The organism is Pseudomonas sp. MWU12-2319, assembly GCF_023242525.1.
Classification (GTDB): Bacteria; Pseudomonadota; Gammaproteobacteria; order Pseudomonadales; family Pseudomonadaceae; genus Aquipseudomonas; species Aquipseudomonas gingeri_D.
In genome coordinates this window covers 23,596-46,078 of sequence record NZ_JALJES010000021.1, presented here as the reverse complement: position 1 = coordinate 46,078, position 22,483 = coordinate 23,596, and the positions used below count along the sequence as shown (strand labels likewise).

The 22,483-nt window shown below is 62.5% G+C and carries 25 protein-coding genes; 7 read left to right on the top strand and 18 right to left on the bottom strand.

Going from position 1 to position 22,483, the window contains the following annotated elements; translation table 11 throughout:
• The first annotated feature begins 28 nt into the window (after positions 1–28).
• The 3 genes from holA (at position 29) to M5C01_RS27420 (ending at position 2,708) form a co-directional block, all read left to right on the top strand.
• Entirely contained in the window at positions 29–1,066 is a 1,038-nt protein-coding gene (holA, locus tag M5C01_RS27430; protein WP_152741739.1) for a DNA polymerase III subunit delta, read from the top strand.
• Positions 1,067–1,156: 90 nt separating this feature from the next.
• Complete coding sequence (arfA, locus tag M5C01_RS27425) at positions 1,157–1,318, top strand: alternative ribosome rescue factor ArfA (RefSeq protein WP_103495818.1); 162 nt, start codon at positions 1,157–1,159, stop codon at positions 1,316–1,318.
• A 79-nt stretch (positions 1,319–1,397) separates the two neighbouring features.
• A complete protein-coding gene (locus M5C01_RS27420) occupies positions 1,398–2,708 on the top strand; it encodes a lytic murein transglycosylase (protein ID WP_103495817.1) in 1,311 nt (436 codons plus the stop codon).
• An 87-nt stretch (positions 2,709–2,795) separates the two neighbouring features.
• On the opposite strand, the gene M5C01_RS27415 is transcribed toward M5C01_RS27420, so the two are convergent.
• The 13 genes from M5C01_RS27415 to M5C01_RS27355 all read right to left on the bottom strand — a co-directional run bounded on the left by M5C01_RS27415 (position 2,796) and on the right by M5C01_RS27355 (position 15,236).
• Positions 2,796–3,752, bottom strand: a complete 957-nt coding sequence (locus M5C01_RS27415) for an LD-carboxypeptidase (protein ID WP_103495816.1) — start codon at positions 3,750–3,752, stop codon at positions 2,796–2,798.
• A 3-nt stretch (positions 3,753–3,755) separates the two neighbouring features.
• On the bottom strand, positions 3,756–4,781 hold the full coding sequence (gene lipA / locus M5C01_RS27410) for a lipoyl synthase (RefSeq protein WP_103495815.1): 1,026 nt from the start codon (positions 4,779–4,781) through the stop codon (positions 3,756–3,758).
• Between the two features lies 1 nt (position 4,782).
• Positions 4,783–5,433: a lipoyl(octanoyl) transferase LipB gene (lipB, locus tag M5C01_RS27405; protein WP_103495814.1), complete on the bottom strand. Its 651-nt coding sequence runs from the start codon at positions 5,431–5,433 to the stop codon at positions 4,783–4,785.
• Positions 5,433–5,708, bottom strand: a complete 276-nt coding sequence (locus M5C01_RS27400; protein ID WP_103495864.1) for a DUF493 domain-containing protein — start codon at positions 5,706–5,708, stop codon at positions 5,433–5,435. The genes lipB and M5C01_RS27400 overlap by 1 nt, the downstream gene beginning before the upstream one ends.
• A gap of 96 nt (positions 5,709–5,804) precedes the next feature.
• Complete coding sequence (locus tag M5C01_RS27395) at positions 5,805–6,968, bottom strand: D-alanyl-D-alanine carboxypeptidase family protein (RefSeq protein ID WP_152741738.1); 1,164 nt, start codon at positions 6,966–6,968, stop codon at positions 5,805–5,807.
• Positions 6,969–7,149: 181 nt separating this feature from the next.
• Positions 7,150–8,166: a septal ring lytic transglycosylase RlpA family protein gene (locus tag M5C01_RS27390; RefSeq protein ID WP_152741737.1), complete on the bottom strand. Its 1,017-nt coding sequence runs from the start codon at positions 8,164–8,166 to the stop codon at positions 7,150–7,152.
• Complete coding sequence (mltB, locus tag M5C01_RS27385; RefSeq protein ID WP_152741736.1) at positions 8,166–9,176, bottom strand: lytic murein transglycosylase B; 1,011 nt, start codon at positions 9,174–9,176, stop codon at positions 8,166–8,168. Before mltB ends, M5C01_RS27390 begins: the two co-directional genes overlap by 1 nt.
• A gap of 17 nt (positions 9,177–9,193) precedes the next feature.
• Positions 9,194–10,297, bottom strand: a complete 1,104-nt coding sequence (gene rodA, locus M5C01_RS27380; RefSeq protein ID WP_177099602.1) for a rod shape-determining protein RodA — start codon at positions 10,295–10,297, stop codon at positions 9,194–9,196.
• Positions 10,298–10,335: 38 nt separating this feature from the next.
• Entirely contained in the window at positions 10,336–12,222 is a 1,887-nt protein-coding gene (mrdA, locus tag M5C01_RS27375; RefSeq protein ID WP_103495810.1) for a penicillin-binding protein 2, read from the bottom strand.
• A 9-nt stretch (positions 12,223–12,231) separates the two neighbouring features.
• Entirely contained in the window at positions 12,232–12,699 is a 468-nt protein-coding gene (gene rlmH, locus M5C01_RS27370; protein ID WP_040071182.1) for a 23S rRNA (pseudouridine(1915)-N(3))-methyltransferase RlmH, read from the bottom strand.
• Positions 12,700–12,708: 9 nt separating this feature from the next.
• On the bottom strand, positions 12,709–13,203 hold the full coding sequence (gene rsfS / locus M5C01_RS27365) for a ribosome silencing factor (RefSeq protein ID WP_103495809.1): 495 nt from the start codon (positions 13,201–13,203) through the stop codon (positions 12,709–12,711).
• 70 nt (positions 13,204–13,273) lie between these two features.
• Entirely contained in the window at positions 13,274–13,960 is a 687-nt protein-coding gene (nadD, locus tag M5C01_RS27360) for a nicotinate-nucleotide adenylyltransferase (RefSeq protein WP_177099273.1), read from the bottom strand.
• Between the two features lie 4 nt (positions 13,961–13,964).
• Positions 13,965–15,236 (bottom strand): glutamate-5-semialdehyde dehydrogenase, encoded by a 1,272-nt coding sequence (locus tag M5C01_RS27355; protein WP_152741735.1) that lies wholly within the window; start codon positions 15,234–15,236, stop codon positions 13,965–13,967.
• 181 nt (positions 15,237–15,417) lie between these two features.
• On the opposite strand from M5C01_RS27355, the gene M5C01_RS27350 reads away from it, so the two are divergent.
• Both M5C01_RS27350 and M5C01_RS27345 read left to right on the top strand, forming a co-directional pair.
• On the top strand, positions 15,418–16,104 hold the full coding sequence (locus M5C01_RS27350) for a DNA-3-methyladenine glycosylase (RefSeq protein WP_152741734.1): 687 nt from the start codon (positions 15,418–15,420) through the stop codon (positions 16,102–16,104).
• A 163-nt stretch (positions 16,105–16,267) separates the two neighbouring features.
• Positions 16,268–17,584 carry a bifunctional DedA family/phosphatase PAP2 family protein gene (locus tag M5C01_RS27345; RefSeq protein WP_152741733.1) on the top strand — a complete coding sequence of 439 codons (1,317 nt, stop codon included), beginning with the start codon at positions 16,268–16,270 and terminating at the stop codon, positions 17,582–17,584.
• On the opposite strand, the gene M5C01_RS27340 is transcribed toward M5C01_RS27345, so the two are convergent.
• From M5C01_RS27340 to M5C01_RS27320, 5 genes are all read right to left on the bottom strand, one after another.
• Positions 17,578–17,811 carry a cold shock domain-containing protein gene (locus tag M5C01_RS27340; RefSeq protein ID WP_152741732.1) on the bottom strand — a complete coding sequence of 78 codons (234 nt, stop codon included), beginning with the start codon at positions 17,809–17,811 and terminating at the stop codon, positions 17,578–17,580. The genes M5C01_RS27345 and M5C01_RS27340 overlap by 7 nt on opposite strands.
• A 102-nt stretch (positions 17,812–17,913) precedes the next feature.
• Positions 17,914–18,162, bottom strand: a complete 249-nt coding sequence (locus M5C01_RS27335) for a cold-shock protein (protein ID WP_152741731.1) — start codon at positions 18,160–18,162, stop codon at positions 17,914–17,916.
• Positions 18,163–18,346: 184 nt separating this feature from the next.
• Complete coding sequence (locus M5C01_RS27330) at positions 18,347–18,937, bottom strand: LON peptidase substrate-binding domain-containing protein (RefSeq protein ID WP_103495802.1); 591 nt, start codon at positions 18,935–18,937, stop codon at positions 18,347–18,349.
• Between the two features lie 10 nt (positions 18,938–18,947).
• On the bottom strand, positions 18,948–19,664 hold the full coding sequence (locus M5C01_RS27325) for an LrgB family protein (RefSeq protein WP_103495801.1): 717 nt from the start codon (positions 19,662–19,664) through the stop codon (positions 18,948–18,950).
• Positions 19,665–19,666: 2 nt separating this feature from the next.
• On the bottom strand, positions 19,667–20,023 hold the full coding sequence (locus M5C01_RS27320) for a CidA/LrgA family protein (RefSeq protein ID WP_152741730.1): 357 nt from the start codon (positions 20,021–20,023) through the stop codon (positions 19,667–19,669).
• A gap of 163 nt (positions 20,024–20,186) precedes the next feature.
• Here M5C01_RS27320 and M5C01_RS27315 point away from each other — a divergent pair, with 163 nt between their 5' ends.
• Together M5C01_RS27315 and M5C01_RS27310 are read left to right on the top strand one after the other, a co-directional pair.
• Positions 20,187–20,642: a MaoC family dehydratase gene (locus M5C01_RS27315; protein ID WP_103495799.1), complete on the top strand. Its 456-nt coding sequence runs from the start codon at positions 20,187–20,189 to the stop codon at positions 20,640–20,642.
• 102 nt (positions 20,643–20,744) lie between these two features.
• Positions 20,745–22,463, top strand: coding sequence for a C13 family peptidase (locus tag M5C01_RS27310; protein ID WP_103495798.1), 1,719 nt, complete (start codon positions 20,745–20,747; stop codon positions 22,461–22,463).
• The last annotated feature ends 20 nt before the right edge of the window (positions 22,464–22,483 follow it).

The window sequence follows — 22,483 nt, the reverse complement described above, 5'->3', positions numbered from 1 at the left end:
GCCCTGGGCGCCCCGCCGTTGCCCGCCTATGAAACTCGCCCCCGCCCAACTCGCCAAACACCTGCAAGGCAGCCTTGCGCCGGTCTACGTCATCAGCGGCGACGATCCGCTGCTGTGCCAGGAAGCCGCCGACGCCATTCGTGGTGCCGCTCGCCAACAGGGTTTCGACGAACGCCAGGTGTTCAGCGCCGACGCCAACTTCGACTGGGGCACGCTGCTGCAAGCCGGTGCCAGCATGTCGCTGTTCGCCGAAAAACGCCTGCTGGAACTGCGCCTGCCTTCGGGCAAGCCCGGGGACAAGGGCGCCGCGGCACTGATCGAATACTGCTCGCGTCCGGCCGAAGACACCCTGCTGCTGATCAGCCTGCCCAAGCTCGATGGCAGCGCCCAGAAGACCAAGTGGGGCAAGGCCCTGGTCGAAGGCCAGGACACCCAGTTCATCCAGATCTGGCCGGTGGACGCCGCGCAGCTGCCGCAGTGGATTCGCCAGCGCCTGTCCCAGGCCGGCCTTTCGGCCCAGCAGGACGCGGTGGAACTGATTGCCGCACGGGTCGAAGGCAACCTGCTGGCCGCTGCCCAGGAAATCGAAAAGCTCAAGCTGATGGCCGAGGGTGGACAGATCACCGTGGAAACGGTGCAGGCGGCCGTGGCCGACAGTGCTCGTTTCGATGTGTTTGGCCTGGTGGATGCGGTGCTTAACGGCGAAGCCGCCCATGCCCTGCGGATGCTCGAAGGGTTGCGCGGCGAAGGGGTCGAGCCGCCGGTGATTCTCTGGGCCCTGGCCCGGGAACTGCGGCTGCTGGCCAACCTGTCGCTGCAATACAGCCAGGGCACACCGCTGGACAAGGCCTTCAGCCAGGCCCGTCCCCCGGTCTGGGACAAACGCAAGCCGCTGATGAGCAAGGCCCTGCAACGGCACTCGGCACAACGCTGGAGCCAGCTGTTGCTGGACGCGCAACGCATCGACGCGCAGATCAAGGGCCAGGCGGCGGGCTCCCCATGGAGCAGCCTGAGTCGGCTGAGCCTGTTGATGTGTGGACAACGCCTGGCATTGCCAGCGGAATAACCGCCAGCATAGCCAAATGCCCCCACTGGACAGACAGCCACATCTGCCCGATGATTCGCACTCTTCAACACACCTCAAGAGTGCAAGTCCATGAGCAAGCCGTCCCGGCAGCGTCCCAATAAAGCCAAATCCATCATCGCCCAGCCACTGTTCCGCAGCCGTCAGGAACAACCGGCGAAGGGCAAAGGCAGCTACCGCCGCGAAGCCTTCCAGTCTAAAAGCTGGGAGGCTTCTTACTTTCTGGCGGCCTGAAAGCATAGAGCGCCATCACGACTCCACCCCCTCAAGCATGGTAAGGTCAGCACCTGATTCGCATTATCCGGACCCGCGCATGCCCTTTTGCCTTACCCTTCGTCGTCCCCTACGTCGACTGTTCGCCGCCACCAGCTTCATCCTGTTAGTTGCCTGCGCGGAAAAGCCGACCGCCGCCGATGCCGAGCCGCTGCAAACCCTCCCCGCAGCCCCGGTCACTACCCAACCACAGGTCAATGACGACCTGACTATCCAGCCTGCGCAAAGCTTCGATGAATGGATGTCCGCCTTCCGTATCGAAGCCCTGAGAGCCGGCATCACGCCCGCCATCTTCGATACCGCCTTTGCCGGTGTCACCCCGGACATGAGCGTGATCAAGGCCGACCGCAGCCAGCCGGAATTCACCCGTCCGGTCTGGGAATACCTCGACGGCGCCCTGTCCCCCGTGCGTGTGCGCAAGGGCCAGGCCCTGCTGGTACAGAACAGCGCACTGCTGGCGAGCATTGAACAACGTTATGGTGTCGACCGTGAGGCCCTGGTGGCGGTATGGGGCATGGAAAGCAATTTCGGCCAGTTCCAGGGTGACAAGTCGGTGATCCGTTCGCTGGCGACCCTGGCCTATGAAGGCCGCCGCCCGGGATTCGCCCAGGCCCAGTTGCTGGCGGCGCTGCAGATTATCCAGCATGGCGATATCCAGCCTGAGCAGATGCTCGGTTCCTGGGCCGGAGCCATGGGCCAGACCCAGTTCATCCCCACCACCTACAACAGCTACGCGGTGGACTTCGACGGTGACGGTCGCCGCGATATCTGGAACGACTCGGCCGATGCGCTGGCCTCCACCGCCAACTACCTGCAAAGCTCCGGCTGGCAGCGTGGGCAGCCGTGGGGACTGGAAGTGGTGCTGCCACAGGCCTTCGACTACGCCCAGGCCGACGGCACGATCCGCAAGACGGTGAACGAGTGGCTGCAAATGGGCATTCGCTTGCCAGCCGGCGCCGTATTGCCAAATGGCTCGGCCTCACTGTCCGCCGCCCTGCTGCTGCCGGCCGGTTATCGCGGCCCGGCGTTCCTGGTGCTGGATAACTTCCGCGCCATCCTCAAGTACAACAATTCGTCGTCCTATGGGCTGGCGGTGGGCTTGTTGTCCCAACGCTTCGGTGGTGCGGGTCTGATTCGTGGCGACTGGCCGAAGGATGACCTGCCGTTGAGCCGTTCCGAGCGGATCGAGTTGCAGACCCTGCTCAGCACCAAGGGTTATGACGCCGGCAATCCCGATGGGATTATCGGGGCGAATACCCGCAAGGCGATTCGTGGGGCCCAGCAAGTGTTGGGCTGGCCGGCGGACGGCTATCCGAATCACAAGCTGCTGGAGAGCTTGCGTAGCCGGTAGAAGCGCACTGCCCTCTCCTCTGTAGGAGCTGGCTTGCCGGCTCCTACAAGGAATGCGATCAGCCGTGAGATTGTGGATAAAACCAGGTTATTCGGCGCGCACTACATCCTGCTCCAACACCAACTGCCGCGCATCGGCATCCAACCTCACCTGCGCCCCCAGCGGCAACGTCAGGTTCGGGTCGCAATGCCCGCTGCGCCAACCCGCCAGCACCGGAATGCCCAAGGGTCCCAGTTCCTGCTTGAGCAAGCGCGCCAGCGCATCCGGGTCGACCCCGGCGAAATCCCCCACCAACACGCCCCTCAGGCCTTCCAGCTTGCCCGCCAGGCGCAGGTGTGTGAGTAACCGGTCAACCCGGTACAGCGGCTCATTGACGTCCTCGATCAGCAGGATCAAGCCATTGGTGTCGATTTCATAGGGCGTGCCCAGCGTGGAGCAGATCAACGACAGGTTGCCGCCTTGCAAGCGCCCCGAAGCGGCACCCGGAACCACGGTGGTCAGTGGAAACGCCGCGGGATGCTCGAACACGCTACCCGCGCGCACCTGCCCGGTCAGCAGGTTGAACAACGAGGACTCGGTCGGTGGCAGCTTGTCCCCGAGCAGATCCGCATTGAACAACGGTCCATGAAAGGTCATAAACCCCGCATAACGGGCAATCGCCAGGTGCAGCGCAGTGATATCGCTGTAACCGACCAAGGCTTTTGGATGTTTTTTAAGTAATTCGAAATCAATGTCGTCCAACAGACGCGGACAACCATAACCCCCGCGCAGGCAGAGAATCACATCGATTTCAGGATCGGCAAAGGCGTCGTGCAAGTCGCGCAGGCGGACTTCATCACTGCCGGCCAGGTAACCGTCCCGTTGCGAGACACCCGGAAAGATCCGCAGCTCATAACCGCGGGCCTGAACCCACGCCTGCGCCCTGAGCACGTCAAGGGCAGCAGGACCGGCAGGGGCGATCAAACCGATCACCCCGCCCTGCCGTAGCGCCGGCACCGCGCTCTGGACCTGATAGGAAGCCTGCACGGGTCGACGACGGTTCAAGGGTTACGCTCCCAGCAGTTCAGCCTTGACCAGCTTGGCCTGCTCGTCGGCATGGTAGGACGAACGCACCAACGGCCCGGAAGCCACGTTCTTGAAGCCCATCTTGTAGCCTTCCTCGGCGAACCAGGCGAAGACGTCCGGGTGCACGAAACGCTGCACCGGCAAGTGACTGCGGGACGGCTGCAGGTACTGGCCGAGGGTCAGCATGTCGATATCGTGCTCGCGCATGCGCTGCATGACTTCGATGACTTCCTCGTCGGTTTCGCCCAGGCCCAGCATCAAGCCGGACTTGGTCGGAATGTGCGGCATCATCTGCTTGAAGCGTTGCAGCAGGGTCAGCGACCACTGGTAGTCGGAACCCGGACGCGCGGCCTTGTACAGGCGTGGCACGGTTTCCAGGTTGTGGTTGAACACATCCGGCGGCTCGGCGGCGGTGATTTCCAGCGCGATGTCCATGCGCCCACGGTAGTCGGGGACCAGGGTTTCGAGCTGCACGTTCGGCGACAGCTTGCGGATCTCGCGGATGCAGTCGGCGAAGTGCTGGGCGCCGCCGTCACGCAGGTCGTCGCGGTCCACGGAAGTGATCACCACGTACTTCAGGCGCAGGTCGGCAATGGCGATGGCCAGGCTTTGCGGCTCGTTGACGTCCAGGGGCTTCGGCCGGCCGTGGCCGACGTCGCAGAACGGGCAACGACGGGTGCAGATATCACCCATGATCATGAAGGTCGCGGTACCGCCGCTGAAGCACTCGCCCAGGTTCGGGCAGGAAGCCTCTTCGCAGACGCTGTGCAGCTTGTGCTTGCGCAGCAGTTGCTTGATACGGTCGACTTCCGGCGAAACCGGGATGCGCACGCGAATCCAGTCGGGTTTCTTCGGCAGTTCGGTGGTCGGAATGATCTTCACCGGGATACGTGCGACTTTCTCGGCGCCACGCAGCTTGACGCCGGTTTCGACTTTCGCACGGGCCGGGCGCTCGGAAACGTCCAGCGCCGGGATCAGGGTTTGCACAGCGTCTTGCGCAGTAGTCATATCAATCGATTCCGCCCGTGAGGGTCGTCTGCTCAGCATAGTCGAGGTGTTTGACGAGCTGCGCGCGCAGCCGGGCACTTACCTCGGCAAATTCAATCGGTCCTGTGTGGTCGCGCAGCTGGGTCATCGCCAGCCCCGCATAACCGCAGGGGTTAATCCGTCGAAACGGCCCAAGGTCCATGTCGACATTCAGCGCCAGGCCATGGAACGAACAGCCGTTGCGAATCCGCAGGCCCAGGGAGGCGATCTTCGCCCCGTCGACATACACGCCGGGGGCGTCGGCCTTGGCCTCGGCGTTCACGCCATAGCCGGCCAACAGATCGATCAGGCAACGCTCCATCCGGCTGACCAGTTCGCGCACGCCAAAACCCAGGCGGCGAACATCCAGCAACAGATAGGCCACCAGTTGGCCGGGGCCATGATAAGTCACCTGGCCGCCGCGATCGACCTTGACCACCGGAATATCTCCCGGCAGCAGCACATGCTCGGCCTTGCCGGCCTGGCCCTGGGTGAACACCGACGGATGCTGCACCAGCCAGATTTCGTCCGGTGCGTCCGCGTTCTTGCGCCCATCGGTAAAGCGCTGCATGGCATGCCAGACCGGCTCGTAAGGGGTCTGGCCGAGCTCGCGAAAGCCCAGCACACCGCCCATCACAGCACCATGTGCACGAAGCCGGTAGCTCGCAGCTCGCTGTTGATGTCGTACAGCTGGTCCTGGCCGGTGGCCACGATATGCAGCTGGATCGTGGTGTACTTGCCGTTGGTGCTCTGGCGCTCGTCCACCCGATTATCGTTGATCGTGGCGTGTTTCTTGACGATCTCGAGGATCTTGTCCTTGTTGCCCACACCCGTGTCGCTGATGACCTTGACCGGGTAGTCGGTAACGGGGAATTCGATTTTCGGTGCTTTTACTTCAGTGTCTGTCATGACAATAACGGCCTCGTAAGCCCAGGCAACGGACATACCTCACGCCCGGGTCAGGCGCGAGGTACGCAAATCGACACTTTCTGTTAGCGGTCGACCTCAGTTGAACATGCCGTAGAAGAACATACGGATGCTGTCCCACAGGCGACGGAAGATACCACCTTCCTCGACCGCGTCCAGCGCGATCAGATCGGCGCTGTGTACCACTTTGTCGTCCAGTTTGACTTCGACTTTACCGATCACGTCACCCTTGGCAATCGGTGCGACCAGTTTCGGGTTCATGGTCATGCTGGCGGCGAGCTTCTTCAGCTGGCCTTTAGGCATGGTCATGGTCAGGTCTTCGGCCAGGCCGGCCTTGACCTGGTGGGTGGTGCCTTTCCAGACAGGTGCCTGGGCCAGTTCGGCGCCCTTCTGGTAGAAGGTCTGGGTTTCGAAGAAACGGAAACCGTAGGTCAGCAGCTTCTGGGTTTCAGAAGCACGTGCCGATTCGCTGTTGGTGCCGAACACCACGGCGATCAGGCGCTGGCCGTCACGTACCGCCGAGGCCACCATGCAGTAGCCGGCCTCTTCAGTGTGGCCGGTTTTCAGGCCGTCGACCGTTTTGTCACGCCACAGCAGCAGGTTGCGGTTAGGCTGCTTGATGCCGTTCCAGAAGAACTCTTTCTGCGAGTAGATCGCGTAGTGCACCGGGTCGAGACGAATGATCGCCCGAGCCAGGATCGCCATGTCGTGGGGCGAGGAGTAGTGATCCGGGTTCGGCAGGCCGGTCGGGTTCATGAAGTGGCTGTTGGTCATGCCCAGTTCGCCAGCCGTCTTGTTCATCATGTCGGCGAACGCGTCTTCGCTGCCGGCGATGTGCTCGGACAGCGCCACGGTGGCATCGTTGCCGGACTGGATGATGATGCCGTGCAGCAGGTCGCTGACGGTCACCTGGGAACCGACCTTGATGAACATCCGCGAGCCGCCGGTGCGCCAGGCGTTTTCGCTGACGGTCACCATATCGTTCTCGCCGATCTGCCCGCGACGGATTTCCTTGGTCGCGATGTAGGCACTCATCAGTTTGGTCAGGCTGGCCGGGGGCAGGCGCTGGTCGCCGTTGTTCTCGACCAGCACGTTGCCGCTGGCGGCATCCATGAGTACGTAGGCTTTGGCGGCCAGTTGCGGCGAGGCCGGCAGGGCCATTTCATCGGCGGCCCAGGCGGCAGGCGCAACGATCAGGGGTACAAGCAGGCACAAACGTTTGGCAAAGGTGGTGATGTTCATCCGTCTCTCGAAATCGCTAATGGAAACTTGCCCTCGCGGGCAAAAATAAATCCGGCAGTTTTCCAACTGCCCCGTGTCAGGTTGCTCGCTCCACCACCCTTTCCAGGCTTTTATTATCAAACGAACCAACAACCCAGGACCCGGCCCCTGAAAAGCAGCCTAATCCACAATTGTGCCTGTGTTACTCCGACGTCACCAGACTTGGCGAACCGAGATTGGCCAGACGTACGCTGTTCTGCACTTGCTGGACCTCACCCGGCGTGCCGATCGGCCCCATCCGTACCCGATGCAGGGTCTGCTGGTTGCGCACGATCGAGCTGACGAAGACCGGCGCTTTCACCATCGAGCTTAGCTTCGACCTCAACAGTTCGGCAGCGTCCGGGTTGGCGAAGGCGCCCACCTGGAGATACTGGCCAGAGGCTGGTGCAGAACCGTTTTTTTTTGCGTCAGCCTGTACGGGCACAACGTCGGTGGCGTGTTGCTGCGGTGGCGGCGTCCACTGCTCGATCGTCCCGGTGGACGCGGTCAGGGCTGGAACCTGGGACTGCGCCACTTGCGGTTCGTTGAGCATCAGCGGCGCCGGCCGCCCCTTCTGGGCCCACCATTCCTGCGGGTCGATTCCCTCGACCTTGACCCGCGCCGTGCCGATCTCGGCATAACCGAGCTTTTTCGCGGCGGCGTAGGACAGGTCGATGATCCGATCCGAATAGAACGGCCCACGGTCGTTGACCCGCAGGATCACGCTGCGGTTGTTGTCCAGGTTGGTCACCCGCACATAGCTGGGCAACGGCAGGGTCTTGTGCGCGGCACTCATGCCGTACAGGTCATAGACCTCGCCATTGGCGGTGTTCTGGCCATGGAACTTGGTGCCGTACCAGGACGCCGTGCCCTGGGCCACGTAGCGCTTGGAGTCGGTCAGCGGGAAATAGGTCTTGCCCAGCACCGTGTAGGGGTTGGCCTTGTACGGCCCGGTGTGCAAGGTCGGCGTGGCATCCGGGATCCGCGACACATCGACGTCCCACCACGGCGCGCCGTCTTTATGGGCACGGTTGATGTCCAGGCCCGGCTTGGCGCGGATGGTATTGGAGGAGGACGACGACTGATAGGGCGAGCGGCTGGTCGAACAACTGACCACCAGCACCGCCAACGCGGTGTAAGCCAACAGCTTCAGTGGTTTTGGAATCGGCAAAGCCTGCATTACTTGACGCCCCGTGCTTGGACCAACAGGTCAGACAGCTGATGCACGGCCATGGCGTACATTACGCTGCGGTTATAGCGCGTGATCGCATAAAAATTCTTCAGGCCCATCCAATATTCCGGGCCATTGTCGCCGTCCAGGCGAAACGCCGTCACTGGCATATCATCGCGCAACGCATCATGACTCGACCAGCCCAGCGCCCGCAACTCCCCAACGGTCTTGACCGGCTCGAGACCCGGGCTCAGGCCCTGGTCGACCTGGTCGCCGCGCACATCCGCGCGGCTGACCACCGGTTCCCCGGCGACCCAGCCGTGGCGCTTGAAATAGCTGGCCACGCTGCCGATGGCGTCGTCGGCGTTGGTCCAGATATTGATATGGCCGGTGCCGTCGAAATCCACCGCATAGGCGCGAAAACTGCTCGGCATGAACTGCGGCAGGCCCATGGCTCCGGCGTAGGAACCCTTGAGGCTCAGCGGGTCGAGCTGCTCTTCACGGGCCAGCAGGAGGAATTCACGCAACTCCTTGCGGAAAAAATCGGCCCGCGGCGGATAGTCGAAGCCCAGGGTCGACAAGGCGTCGATCACCCGGTAATTGCCGGTGTTACGGCCAAAAAAAGTTTCCACGCCGATGATCGAGACAATCACCTGGGCCGGCACGCCGTATTCCTGCTCGGCACGGGCCAGGGCCGCTTCATGCTGGCGCCAGAAATCGACGCCACGGGCCACCCGGGCCTCGGTGATAAAGATCGGCCGGTATTCCTTCCACGGCTTGACCCGTTCCGCCGGGCGGGAAATCGCGTCGAGAATGCTCTGCTTGCGCTCGACCTGACGGAACACCTCCATCAGTTGCTCACCGGCAAAGCCGTAGTCGCGGGTCATTTCCGCGACGAACTGGGCCACTTGCGGCGAACCTTCGTAGTCACCGGCCAGCGCGCCCGTTCCTGCCCCCAGACAGCCGACCAGGCCTATCCAGGGCGCACACCGAGCCGCCCAACCGCGCAATACTTGCATTGAATTGTTCACCTTGCTCAAACCTGTGCGATCCACTTGCGGTGGGTATGGATCGACATCAAAACCCCAAACGCTGACAGCAGTGTCACCAGCGAAGTTCCGCCATAGCTAATGAATGGCAACGGCACCCCCACCACCGGCAGCAGACCGCTGACCATACCGATGTTGACGAAAACATACACAAAAAACGTCATGGTCAGGCTGCCGGCCAGCAGTTTGCCGAACAGCGTCTGGGCCTGGGCGGTAATCACCAGCCCGCGCCCGATCAGCAGCAGGTAGAGCAGCAGCAAGGCGCAAATACCCACCAGGCCGAACTCTTCGCCCATCACCGCGATAATGAAATCGGTATGGCTTTCCGGCAGGAAGTCCAGGTGCGACTGGGTGCCCAGCAGCCAGCCCTTGCCGAATACACCACCGGAACCGATGGCGGCCTTGGACTGAATGATGTTCCAGCCGGTGCCCAGCGGATCGCTTTCCGGGTCGAGGAAGGTCAGGATCCGCTGTTTCTGGTAGTCGTGCATGATAAAGAACCACATGCCCACCGCCACCGGGATCGCCGCCGCCAGTACGCTGATGATCCAGCGCCAGCGCAGGCCGCCCATGAACAGCACGAACGCACCGCCGGCCAGGACCAGCAGCGAGGTGCCGAGGTCGGGCTGGCGGACGATCAGGATAAACGGCACGCCGATCAGCATCAGGCTGATGGCCACGTGCTTGAGCTGCGGCGGCAGGGTGCGCTTGGACAGGTACCAGGCGATGGTAGCCGGCATCAGGATCTTCATGAATTCCGACGGCTGGAAGCGGATCACCCCGGGAATATTGATCCAGCGCGTGGCGCCCATGGCGTTGTGCCCCATGACATCCACCACCACCAGCAGCATCACCCCCAGCACGTAGGTCAGTGGCACCCAGCGCGCCATGAAGCGCGGTTCGAGCTGGGCGATGACGAACATCGAGACCAGGCCGATGCCGAAGGAGGTGGCCTGCTTGATCAGCAGGTCCCAGCTCTTGCCGCTGGCCGAATAGAGGACGAACAGGCTGCCGGCCGCCAGGGTCAGCAGCAGGACCAGCAAGGGGCCATCAATGTGCATGCGTTGCAACAAGGTGGCCCGGCGGCGCATCACATCTTCACTGGAGAGGATGCGGTCGAAATTGGCGATCAAGGCATCACCTGCAAGGGGGTTGAGTCGGCATATTCGGGTTTGAGCTTGCCATCCGGGCCGAGCAACCAGGCGTCCATGACCTGGCGAACCACCGGCGCGGCGACGCCGGAACCGGATTCACCGTTCTCGACCATCACCGCCACGGCAATTTTCGGGTTGTTGGCCGGGGCGAAGCCGACGAACAGGGCGTGGTCGCGATGACGTTCCTGGACTTTCGAGCGGTCGTACTTCTCGCCCTGCTTGATCGCCACGACCTGGGCGGTCCCGCTCTTGCCGGCGATCAGGTACTGCGAACCGACGGCCGCCTTGCGCGCGGTGCCACGGGCACCGTGCATCACTTGCTGCATACCATGGCTGACCTTGTCCCAATCCGCCTGGTTACGCAGGACGATATCCGGCATCGGGTCTTTATCCAGCGGTTTCTGGCCTTCGATGGTCTTGGCCAGGTGCGGACGGTTCCACACGCCCTTGTTCGCCACCAACGCCGTGGCCTGGGCCAGTTGCAGGGGTGTGGCCTGCATATAGCCCTGGCCGATCCCGAGGATCAGGGTTTCGCCGGGGAACCAGGCCTGACGCCGGGTGGTGCGCTTCCATTCGCGCGAAGGCATCAGCCCCGGCGATTCCTCAAACATGTCCAGGGAGACCTTCTGGCCCAGGCCGAACTTGTTCATGTAGGTGGACAGCCGGTCGATGCCCAGCTTGTGGGCCAGGTCATAGAAGTAGGTGTCGTTGGAACGCATGATCGCCGTGTCCAGGTCCACCCAGCCATCGCCGGTGCGGTTCCAGTTGCGGTATTTGTGATCGTAGTTGGGCAGTTCGTAGTAACCGGGGTCGAAAACCCGCGTCGTAGCGTTGACCACGCCGCTGTCGAGCCCGGCAATCGCCACCGCCGGCTTGATGGTCGAACCGGGCGGATAAAGGCCGCGCAGCACCCGGTTGAACAGCGGCCGGTCGATGGAATCGCGCAACTCGGCGTAGGCCTTGAAGCCGATCCCGGTGACGAACAGGTTCGGGTCGAAACTCGGCTGACTGACCATCGCCAGCACCTCGCCGGTGGCCGGGTTCAAGGCCACCACGGCGCCACGACGGCCGCCGAGGGCCTCTTCGGCGGCCTCCTGCAGCTTGATGTCCAGACTCAGGACAATGTCCTTGCCCGGCACCGGGTCGGTGCGCTTGAGCACCCGCAGGATACGCCCGCGGGCGTTGGTCTCGACTTCCTCGTAACCCACCTGGCCATGCAGCTCGGCCTCGTAGAAACGCTCGATGCCGGTCTTGCCGATATGGTGGGTGCCGCTGTAGTTCACCGGGTCCAGGGCCTTGAGCTCCGCTTCGTTGATCCGCCCCATATAGCCCACCGAATGCGCGAAGTGCGCGCCCTGGGGATAATGGCGAACCAATTGCGCGACCACCTCGACGCCCGGCAGGCGGAACTGGTTCACGGCCACCCGGGCGATCTGCTCTTCGGTCAACTCGAACAGGATCGGCACCGGCTCGAACGGCCGCCGGCCCTGGCGCACGCGTTTTTCGAAAAGGACGCGATCTTCCGGGGTGAGCTGCAGGACCTCCACCAGCACATCCAGCACCTGGCGCCAGTCCCCCGAACGCTCACGGGTCACGCTCAGGCTGAAGCTGGGCCGGTTATCCGCCACTACAAGGCCATTACGGTCGTAGATCAGGCCACGGCTGGGCGGAATCGACTGGACATGGACGCGGTTGTTTTCCGACTTGGTCGAGTGATAGTCATACTGGATCACCTGGAGGAAATACAACCGGGCGATCAGCACGCCGATCAGCGCCACCACCACAATTGCGCCGACCACGACACGGTTACGCACCAGACGGGCGTCTTTCTCGTGGTCCTTGAGGCGAATCGGCTGGGTCATTCGGCAGGCTTATTTATGGTAAGGATGCCCGGACAGCACGGTCCAGGCGCGATACAGCTGTTCACCGATCAGGATCCGCACCAAGGGGTGCGGCAAGGTCAGCGGCGACAGCGACCAGCGCTGATCGGCCCGCGCACAGACCTCCGGCGCCAGCCCCTCGGGACCGCCGACCATGAAGTTGACCGTGCGCGAATCCAGCCGCCAGCGATCCAGCTCGACCGCCAACTGCTCGGTGCTCCACGGCTTGCCATGGACCTCCAGCGTGACGATCCGCTCGTTCGGACCGACCTTGGCCAGCATCGCTTCGCCTTCCTGACGGATAAAACGCGTCACGTCGGCGTTCTTGCCCCGGGTATTGAGCGGAATTTCCACCAGTTCCAGCGCCAGTTCGGATGGCAGACGCTTGGCATACTCGTGCCAACCCTCTTCCACCCACTTGGGCATGCGTGAACCGACAGCAATCAGGCGCAGGCGCACAACGCCACCTTATTCCTGGTCTTTGTTGAGCTTGATGAAATGCTCATGGGTGTTTTCCGGGCTGTGGTGCGCGGCGCTGGCCGAACGGCTCTGCTCGGCACCCTGCCACAAACGCTCCAGGTCATAGAACTGGCGAGCGCTGGCGGTCATCATGTGGACGATCACGTCGTCCATATCCAACAGTACCCAGTCGCTGTCGCCCTTGCCTTCTTCACCCAGCGGCTTGATGCCCAGGGCCTTGACCGCTTCGCGGACCTTGTCCAGCATCGCGCCGATCTGGCGGTTGGAGGTACCGGTGGCGATGATCATGAAGTCGGTGATGCTCTGCTTTTCACGAACGTCGATCACCAGGATGTCCTGGCCCTTGACGTCTTCCAGGGCGGCTACGGCAATCTTGACCAGCTCTTCACCCTTGAGGGGCTCACCGCTGAGGACTTTCTCCGGCAGCGGAGCACTCTTGAACGTGCCTTTGCGCTTTACTTTGTTTACGTCGTTGTTGGTCATAAAAAACTCGTTTTGCTCATATGTTCGGGCGCTTCAATACACGACTATTCGTGCTTTCAAGCGCGCCGTTTCAGTTCGACGCACGGTACAGCCCGTGCGCATCGATATAGGCCAGGACCGCGTCAGGCACCAGGTAACGTACCGACTTACCGCTGGCCAGCAGTTGACGGATCTGGGTGGCCGACACCGCGAGGGGTGTCTGCCAGACGAATGTAATATGCCCGCCAGGCCCCGGCAGGGCCTTCGGGTCGCTGACCGACCGCGCGGCCAGCAGGTTGCGCAAGGCATCCGGCGGTTCGCTGTCGGCATCCGGGCGTTGCAGCACCAGGATATGGCAATGCTGGAGCAATTCTTCCCAGCGGTGCCACGTGGGCAGGCCGCAAAATGCGTCCCAGCCCAACAACAAGAATAACTGGTCCTCAGCGGCCAGCTCGGCGCGCATCAGTTCCAGGGTGTCGATCGTGTAGGACGGCTTGTCCCGTTGCAGCTCGCGGTCGTCCACCACCAGCGGGCTGACGCCGGCCACCGCGCAATCGACCATGGCCAATCGATCAATGGCCGAGACCTGCGGTGTATCCCGATGGGGCGGCCGGGCACTGGGGGTCAGGCGCAACTCATCGAGGTCCATCAGCTCCGCGACTTCCAGGGCACTGCGCAAATGGCCGATGTGCACCGGGTCGAAGGTTCCGCCGAGCACGCCAATGCGCCGGGGCGGAACCTGGCGCGGGCTGACGACGGCTGGCGGACGTTTACTCACTCGCTCAGACCGCGGCCTGACCGCGCAACTGCCCGTCGCCGACCACGATGTACTTCTCGCAGGTCAGGCCTTCCAGCCCTACCGGGCCGCGGGCGTGCAGCTTATCAGTAGAAATGCCGATCTCGGCACCCAATCCGTATTCGAAGCCGTCGGCGAAGCAGGTCGGGGCATTGAGCATCACCGAACTGGAGTCGACTTCGGCCATGAAGGCCCGGGACTGCGCCAGGTTCTCGGTGACGATGGCGTCGGTATGGTGCGAGCCGTAGTGGTTGATGTGCTCGATGGCCGCGTCCAGCCCGTCGACCACCCGAATCGACAGGATCGGCGCCAGGTATTCGGTGCTCCAGTCTTCTTCGCTGGCGGCAATGGCCTCGATCACCGCCCGGGTCCGCTCGCAACCGCGCAGCTCGACGCCCTTGGCGCGCAGGCGCTCGGCCATGGCCGGGAGGAATTCGGCGGCGACCGCCTTATCCACCAGCAAGGTTTCCATGGCGCCGCAGATGCCATAACGGTAGGTCTTGGCGTTGAAAGCGATGTCACGGGCCTTCGCCAGGTCGGCGTGGGCGCTGACATAAACATGGCAGATGCCGTCCAGGTGCTTGATCACCGGCACCCGCGCCTCGCGGCTGACCCGCTCGATCAGGCCCTTGCCACCGCGCGGCACGATCACGTCGACGTACTCGGGCATGCTGATCAGCGCCCCGACGGCGGCGCGGTCGGTGACTTCCACCACCTGCACCACGGCCGCCGGCAGACCGGCTTCGTCCAGGCCGCGCTGGATACAGGCGGCAATGGCGCGGTTGGAATGAATGGCCTCGGAGCCGCCGCGCAGGATGGTCGCGTTACCCGACTTGAGGCACAGGCTGGCGGCATCGATGGTCACGTTCGGCCGCGACTCGTAGATGATGCCTATCACGCCCAGGGGCACGCGCATCTTGCCGACCTGGATCCCCGAAGGCCGGTAGCTCATGTCGCGGATCGCCCCCACCGGGTCCGGCAGGCTCGCCACCTGGCGCAGGCCGACGATCATGCCGTCGATGCGCTCAGGGGTCAGGGCCAGACGTTCAACCAGCGCCGGCTCCAGGCCATTGGCACGGGCGGCGGCCAGATCGAGTTCGTTGGCGGCACTCAGCTCGGCGCGGGCAGCGTCCAGCGCGGCGGCGGCGGCCAGCAGGGCGCGGTTCTTCTGCGCGGTGCTGGCACGGCCGATCACGCGGGAAGCCTCGCGGGCAGCGCGACCCAGACGGGTCATATAGTCGAGAACGGACTCAGTCATGGCTCTTAAGGGGGACTTGGCAAAGAGGAAAGCGGCCGATTATAGCTGTCGCGCCGCCTCACGGACAGCGGTGCCGGGCGGATGGTCGAAATGGAGGACAAATAGTCGCTGTTCAGACGCGATTAAGGCATAAAACGTTATGCTTGCCCCTCGATCAGCCATCCACAGTCTCGCGCCCACGATGTCCAGCCTTACCCCTGCGTCCTTGCCGAACGCCCTGCCCGACGCTTTTTTCGACCGTGATGCGCAGCTGCTCGCCCGTGAATTGCTGGGCAAAGTCGTCCGCCACAAGGTCGGCGATCTCTGGCTGGCAGCGCGGATCATCGAGACCGAAGCCTATTACCTCGAGGAAAAAGGCAGCCATGCCTCCCTCGGCTATACAGAAAAGCGTAAGGCTTTGTTTCTGGATGGCGGACATATCTATATGTATTACTCCCGTGGCGGCGATTCGCTGAACTTCAGCGCCCACGGGCCTGGCAACGCGGTGCTGATCAAATCCGCTTATCCGTGGGTCGACGAGCTCTCCGGGCCAGCCAGCCTGGCGCAGATGCTGCTGAACAATCCGGCGACCAATGGCTCCGCGCGCCCGACACAGAAGCTGTGCGCGGGGCAGACCCTGCTGTGCAAGGCCCTCGGGCTCAAGGTGCCGATGTGGGATGCCAAGCGCTTCGACCCGCAGGGACTGGTGGTCGAGGATGTCGGCACCCAGGTGACACAGATCATCCAGACCACCCGCCTGGGCATTCCGGACGGGCGTGACGAACAACTGATGTACCGCTTCGTCGATGCCAGCCATGCGCCGTATTGCACGCGCAACCCGCTGCGGCGGGGGCAGGTCGAAGGTCGCGATTACTTGCTGCATACCTGAGAACGCGCCTCCTGCAGGCACATGACCTGTAGGAGCTGGATTGCCGGCGATGGCGGCCGGACAGTCGGTGCAAGTCTTGCGGGCCTCATCGCTGGCAAGCCAGCTCCCACATGGGGAGTGCATGACTCAATGTTTTTGTTTGGCCTGAAAAAGGAAATCCTTCATGGGCCCATGGCTCGATAGCATCACCGGCTGGCTGACCGCCAACCCACAATGGCTGGGCCTGGCGATTGTCATCGTCGCCTGCCTCGAATGCCTGGCCATCGTCGGGAGCATCGTGCCAGGCACGGTCACGCTGTTCGCCATCGCCGTGCTGGCCGGCAGCGGCGCCCTGCCCCTGGGCGAAACCCTGCTGCTGGGGTTCATCGGTGGTTTGCTGGGCGATGTGATCTCCTACACCCTGGGCCGCCGTTTCCACCAGAACATCCGGCGCCTGCCCGGCCTGCGCAGTCACCCGCAGTGGATCGGCGGCGCCGAAAGCTACTTCCAGCGCTACGGCATCGCCAGCCTGCTGGTCGGACGGTTTATCGGCCCCCTGCGCCCGATGCTGCCAATGATCGCGGGCATGTGCGACATGCCGTTCCCGCGCTTTATCGGCGTCAGCCTGATCGCCGGCGCCGGCTGGTCGGTGGTCTACCTGCTGCCTGGCTGGGCCACCGGCGCGGCTATCCGCCTACCCTTGCCTGAAGGGTTCTGGTCACAGGCCGCCGTGGTCGCCCTCGGGCTCGTCGCCCTGATCGGGTTGTGCATCCATTGCAGCGTGAAGCGTCATCCCCGGACCACCCTGCTGATTTCAGGCTTGAGCCTGGCGTTGCTGGTCAGCCTGTTTATCGGCTACCCGTACCTCAAGGCCTTCGACCAGGGCCTGATGGCGCTGGTCCAGGAACATCGCGACCAGGCACTGGACGTGGCAGCGGTGATCGCCACCCGCCTCGGCGATTTCCGTATCCAGTTCATCGTCGCCGGGACTCTGACCACCCTGCTGTTTCTCGCCCGCCAATGGCGTCACGGGCTGTTTTTCGGCGCCACCCTGGCGGTGACGGCGCTGGGCAACACCGCCGCCAAATACTTCTTCGCGCGGATCCGCCCGGAAGTGCTGTCCGAGCCGATCACCAGTTTCAGCATGCCCAGCGGCCACAGTTCGGGCTCGTTCGCGTTTTTCCTGATGCTGGCGATACTGGCCGGGCGCGAACAACCGCCAAGGATGCGCATGACCTGGCTATTGCTCGGCTGCCTGCCAGCACTAGCGGTAGCGTCATCACGGGTATACCTGGGCGCACACTGGCCCACCGACGTCCTGGCCGGCGCCCTGCTCGCCATCACGGTGCTCGCCGCCAGCCTGAGTCTCAGCGAGCGTTTCATGCCGCTACCGGCCATGCCCCCCAGGGCCTGGTGGCTGATCCTGCCGGCCGCGGTGGCGATCTATGGCTTTTATGCAATGTGGCATTTGCAGCATGCAATCGGCCGATATGCCTATTGAGGCGTTTCGGGGGGATCACTTTCCACGACTTCAAGATTGATGGCATAAAACCGGCCGTCTTCGCCCTGCACGACTTCATAGGTCACGGTGTCGCCGGCCTTCAACTTCGGCCCACCGTCGGCAACGGATTTCACGTGAAAGAAAAGCTCTCGTCCGTCCACATGCGCTGTGATCACGCCTACTCCGCCCCGGGCGGAGTCGTAACGTTCTTCGCCGTGCTTATCCATGATTGCTTATCCCAAAAAGGAAGACGCACGCCGTGGCGCCGAACTGAATAAGGTTCGGTCATCCAAGGGATACTTGGACAGCTGTTTCCACGCAGCAGAACCTCAAAGTATTTGAACTTCGTCCGCTTGCAGACCCTTTTGCCCCTGGGTAGTTTTAAAGCTCACTTTCTGCCCTTCAGCGAGACTTTTAAAACCACTGCCCTGGATGGCTCTGAAATGCACAAAAACATCTGCTGCCCCATCGTCCGGCGTGATAAACCCGAACCCTTTTGCATCATTGAACCACTTGACCGTACCTTTTCTGGGCCCGGAGTGCGACGAGGGTTCCTTGTGTTCCGTATGCTCTGACATTTCAAATATTCCCAGTCACTGAATGACGAAAAGCTCGTCCGTGGACAACATTCGTCCTGCGAGCTTTCCATATTTCTGCCGTTCAATCCTGGATCCATTGCGCCTGTCGGCGCTACTGTCATTTCTGACAGGTTTTCAGATTATTTTTATATAACGGTTATTCCATGTCATTACATGGGCCCACTCAAGCAAACAACTCGCCTTGCAATTCGTCCAATAACACCTGAATCGCATCCAGGCGCTGTTGAGGATCATCCAGTTCCAACAGGTCGATCTTGTCCAGTTCGGAAAACGGCAGCAGATAGGCCAACTGATTGGCCAACGATTGCTGCCCGGTCGCTTCGGCCCCCATGTTCAGGGCCGCGACCATCGGGTGTTCGGCCAGCGCCTTGAGCAGGGCCACCAGGTCTTCGTCCTCGTCCTGCAACGGCTGCTCGGGAACCTCATCCAGCCACTCGACCTCGGCGACCGTCAGTTGATCGCGTTGCAGCTCACTGCTCAGCACGCGGAAACGCCGGCCGCCTTCGACCCGAATGCCCAGCAAGCCGTTGTCCTGCTGCTGGAAATCGCGGATCAACGCTTCACAACCGACCAGGGCAAAGCCCTCCGGCGCATCGCCGACCTCCTGCCCCTCGAGAATGCAGACCACGCCAAAACCGCTGCCCTGTTTCATGCAGCGACTGATCATGTCCAGGTACCGCGCCTCGAAAATCTGCAAATCGAGGATACAACCGGGAAACAGCACGGTGTTCAGGGGAAACAACGCCAGGCTCATAACGATTTCCTTAAACCACCAAAGTTACCGCCAACGGCAGCAAGACTGCCGTGGCCACGCCCATCAGGCTCATCGCCAGCGCCGCGAAGGCGCCGCATTCTTCACTTTCCTGCAAGGCGACCGAGGTCCCCACCGCATGGGCGGTCATGCCCAGGGCCATGCCCCGGGCTTCCGCTGCATGCACACCCAACCGCGTCAGCAACCAGGGCCCGGCAATGGCGCCGATGACCCCGGTGATCAACACGAACACCGCCGCCAGCGCCGCCACACCGCCGATCTGCTCGGCCACCAGCATGGCGATGGGTGAAGTCACCGACTTGGGCAGCAGGGTCATCAGGATCATGTGATCGGCCCCGAACAGCCAGCCCAGCAACACCCCCAGGCCTGTCGCCAGTATCCCGCCAATCACCAGCGTAGTAAAAATCGGCCAGAACAACTGCCGGATCCGCCGCAGATTCAGGTACAGCGGCACGGCCAGCGCCACCGTGGCCGGCCCCAGCAGAATACCGAGAATCTCGGTGCTCTTGCGGTACTCGGCATACTCCAGGCCACAGAGCAACAGGATGGCGACCACCAGCACCATCGAGGCCAGGACCGGTTGCAGGAACACCCAGCGGGTCTTCTCGAAACCCGCCAGCACCAGTTGATAGGCGCCAAGGGTAATACCGATGCCGAACAGCGGATGATGGATCACCGACGCCCAGGCCCCCTGCCAGTCGAAGTTCATGGTTACTCTCCGCGCCGGGCGTGGCGCTTGATCAGGGCGTTCATCAACACCCCGACAAATGCCATGGAGATCAACACCGACAACACCAGCGCACCGGCAATCGCCCAGAAGTCCGCGGCGATCTGCCTGGCATAGACCATCACGCCCACCGCCGGCGGTACCAGCAACAGCGGCAGATAACGTAACAAACTGGAGGCCGCCTCACTCAACGGCGCACTGACTTCGCCACGCACCATCAGAAACCCCAGCAGGAGCAACAGGCCGATAATCGGCCCCGGCAACACCGGCACACACAAATGATTGAGGGCGGTGCCGAGCAACTGAAACAGCACCAGCCAGGTCAGGCCGCGTAACAACATCCGAACTCTCCCCTGAAGATGCCAGCATTATAAGCACGCCCATATAGCGCCATTCACCAAAGGTAGGGTGCCTTGACCGGGCACATGTCCCATGATGATCTACAGTGGATGCCAAGGGCTGCAACCCGAGGCCCGATAACTCGATAGACCAAGGAGTGTGTCAATGCCCTATGTACCTGTAGCGCAGCTCAACGATTATGTCGGCAAGGAACTCGGACATTCCGAATGGCTCACCATCGACCAGGCGCGGATCAACCTGTTCGCCGAAGCTACCGGCGACTATCAGTTCATCCATGTCGACCCGGTCAAGGCCGCGCAAACCCCGTTCGGCAGTACCATCGCCCACGGTTTCCTGTCGCTGTCGCTGATTCCGAAACTGATGGAAGACATCTTCATCATGCCCGAAGGCCTGAAGATGGCGGTCAACTACGGCCTGGACAGCGTGCGCTTCATCCAGCCGGTGAAGGTCGACTCGCGGGTGCGTCTCAAGGTCGAACTGACCGAAGTCACCGAGAAGAAACCCGGCCAATGGCTGCTCAAGGCTACCGCTACACTGGAAATCGAAGGCCAGGAAAAACCCGCCTATATCGCTGAACCCCTGTCACTCTGCTTCGTCTGATACCCCGTACTCACGAAACAGAGTGCACTCTGTTTCGTGCAGGACACTGGACACGCCATATTGCTACGGCATACTCGGTCCCCTAATTATCCGGATCCCGTTATGCGCCCACTCGTACCCCTTGCTTTGACCCTGCTGCTCACCGCCTGCGGTGATGGCGAATCGCTATTGCCGCCGGACGCTCGTCTGCCGGACGGCGGTCGCTATCGCGGCGAAGTGATCAATGGGCTGCTGCAAGGCCAGGGTCGCATCGACTACCCCAGCGGCAGCTGGTACGCCGGCCAGTTCGACCATGGCCAGTGGCAAGGCGACGGCGAGTGGCACGGCAGCAATGGCGAGGTCTACAAGGGTCAGTTCCAGCAGGGCCTGTTCCACGGCCAGGGCACCTTGACCGTGCACGACAGCGTCTACACCGGTGGCTTCAAGCAGGGCCGGCGCGATGGCGAAGGCACGCTCAAAGAAGCCGGCATGACCTACCGCGGCGAATTCAAGGACGACCAGTACTCGGGCCTCGGCCATCTGGAACTGGAAGACGGCAGCCAATACCAGGGCGAGTTCGCCCACGGCAAGCCCAATGGCGAGGGGCAGCGCAGCGATGCCAACGGCAACCTGTTCACCGGCCACTTCGTCAACGGTCAACTGGAAGGGGTTGGCACCTTCAACAGCGCCGACGGCGACCAGTATGCCGGCGGTTTCAAGCGCAACCAGCTCAATGGCAAGGGCCGCTACGAAAATGCCGATGGCGATGTCTGGATCGGTGAATTCAAGGACGGCGTACTCAGCGGCAAGGGCCAACTGATCGGCGTCGACGGCAGCCACTATCGCGGCGAGTTCAGCGAGTGGCGCTTCAACGGCCAGGGGCATTTGACCCTGGGCGACGGCAGCGTCTATATCGGCGAATTCGCCAGCGACACCTATAACGGTCGTGGCAGCCTGACCCTGGCCGACGGCAGTGTGCAAAGCGGCACCTGGACCAACGGCCAGCGGGTCCGCGATGCCGACGGCAAGCTGCTGCCCGACCTGCTGGAGCTTGGCCTGCTGGCCCAGGGCCCGCTGCTGGACAAAGCCCTGGCCGCCGTGCCGGCCTCTACCCCGGCGATCGAACTCTACAGCCTGGTACTGGCCGGCGACGGCAAGCAAAGCGTATTCATGCGCGAGGCCGATTACGTCAACCAGATGCTCGCCACCCGCTTCGGCGCCTATGGCCAGATCAGCCTGGTGAACCATCGCGACCACCTGGGCGATCGGCCGATGGCCACCCGCGAGAACCTGCGCCGCGCCGCCCAGACCCTGGCCGAGCGCAGCGGGCCGGAAGACCTGATCTTCATCTACCTGACCAGTCATGGCACCCATGAACACGAGTTCGTGCTGGATCAGCCACGCCTGGAACTGGCCGACCTGCCGGCCGATGAACTGGCCTCGGCGCTGGCACCGCTGAAAAACCGCGACAAGGTCATCGTGATTTCCGCTTGTTACTCCGGCGGCTTCATCCCGGCGCTCAAGGATGAAAGAACCTTGATCATGACCGCGTCCCGCGAGGACCGGGTTTCCTTCGGCTGTTCCGAGGAAGCGGATTTCACCTATTTCGGTGACGCCCTGTTCGCCCAGGCGCTGAACCAGACCGACGACCTGCAGCAAGCCTTCGCCCTGGCCAAGGCCCATGTCGCCGAGCGCGAACAGGCGGATAATTTCGAGGCGTCGGAACCGCAGATCTGGGCCCCCAAGGGCGTGCTGGCACATTGGCAGGCGTTGCGTAAACAACAGGCACGAAAAGCGTTGCAAAGCGCTTCGCTAGACAGCAAGACTGCCAAGAGCAACTAAGCTGAACTGTATCAAGGGAG

Bases quoted from the DNA above. Each gene is read 5' to 3' on its own strand.
- M5C01_RS27325 (WP_103495801.1), bottom strand. From the start codon at position 19,664: ATGAACTTCGACTGGCAGGGGGCCTGGGCGTCGGTGATCCATCATCCG.
- M5C01_RS27420 (WP_103495817.1), top strand. From the start codon at position 1,398: ATGCCCTTTTGCCTTACCCTTCGTCGTCCCCTACGTCGACTGTTCGCC.
- arfA (WP_103495818.1), top strand. From the start codon at position 1,157: ATGAGCAAGCCGTCCCGGCAGCGTCCCAATAAAGCCAAATCCATCATC.
- holA (WP_152741739.1), top strand. From the start codon at position 29: ATGAAACTCGCCCCCGCCCAACTCGCCAAACACCTGCAAGGCAGCCTT.
- lipB (WP_103495814.1), bottom strand. From the start codon at position 5,433: ATGGGCGGTGTGCTGGGCTTTCGCGAGCTCGGCCAGACCCCTTACGAG.
- M5C01_RS27390 (WP_152741737.1), bottom strand. From the start codon at position 8,166: ATGCAGGCTTTGCCGATTCCAAAACCACTGAAGCTGTTGGCTTACACC.
- mltB (WP_152741736.1), bottom strand. From the start codon at position 9,176: ATGCAAGTATTGCGCGGTTGGGCGGCTCGGTGTGCGCCCTGGATAGGC.
- M5C01_RS27330 (WP_103495802.1), bottom strand. From the start codon at position 18,937: ATGAGCCTGGCGTTGTTTCCCCTGAACACCGTGCTGTTTCCCGGTTGT.
- M5C01_RS27355 (WP_152741735.1), bottom strand. From the start codon at position 15,236: ATGACTGAGTCCGTTCTCGACTATATGACCCGTCTGGGTCGCGCTGCC.
- M5C01_RS27350 (WP_152741734.1), top strand. From the start codon at position 15,418: ATGTCCAGCCTTACCCCTGCGTCCTTGCCGAACGCCCTGCCCGACGCT.
- M5C01_RS27310 (WP_103495798.1), top strand. From the start codon at position 20,745: ATGCGCCCACTCGTACCCCTTGCTTTGACCCTGCTGCTCACCGCCTGC.
- M5C01_RS27340 (WP_152741732.1), bottom strand. From the start codon at position 17,811: ATGGATAAGCACGGCGAAGAACGTTACGACTCCGCCCGGGGCGGAGTA.
- rodA (WP_177099602.1), bottom strand. From the start codon at position 10,297: ATGCGCCGCCGGGCCACCTTGTTGCAACGCATGCACATTGATGGCCCC.
- M5C01_RS27335 (WP_152741731.1), bottom strand. From the start codon at position 18,162: ATGTCAGAGCATACGGAACACAAGGAACCCTCGTCGCACTCCGGGCCC.
- M5C01_RS27395 (WP_152741738.1), bottom strand. From the start codon at position 6,968: ATGAACATCACCACCTTTGCCAAACGTTTGTGCCTGCTTGTACCCCTG.
- M5C01_RS27400 (WP_103495864.1), bottom strand. From the start codon at position 5,708: ATGACAGACACTGAAGTAAAAGCACCGAAAATCGAATTCCCCGTTACC.
- M5C01_RS27345 (WP_152741733.1), top strand. From the start codon at position 16,268: ATGGGCCCATGGCTCGATAGCATCACCGGCTGGCTGACCGCCAACCCA.
- rsfS (WP_103495809.1), bottom strand. From the start codon at position 13,203: ATGACCAACAACGACGTAAACAAAGTAAAGCGCAAAGGCACGTTCAAG.
- mrdA (WP_103495810.1), bottom strand. From the start codon at position 12,222: ATGACCCAGCCGATTCGCCTCAAGGACCACGAGAAAGACGCCCGTCTG.
- M5C01_RS27315 (WP_103495799.1), top strand. From the start codon at position 20,187: ATGCCCTATGTACCTGTAGCGCAGCTCAACGATTATGTCGGCAAGGAA.
- M5C01_RS27320 (WP_152741730.1), bottom strand. From the start codon at position 20,023: ATGTTGTTACGCGGCCTGACCTGGCTGGTGCTGTTTCAGTTGCTCGGC.
- lipA (WP_103495815.1), bottom strand. From the start codon at position 4,781: ATGACTACTGCGCAAGACGCTGTGCAAACCCTGATCCCGGCGCTGGAC.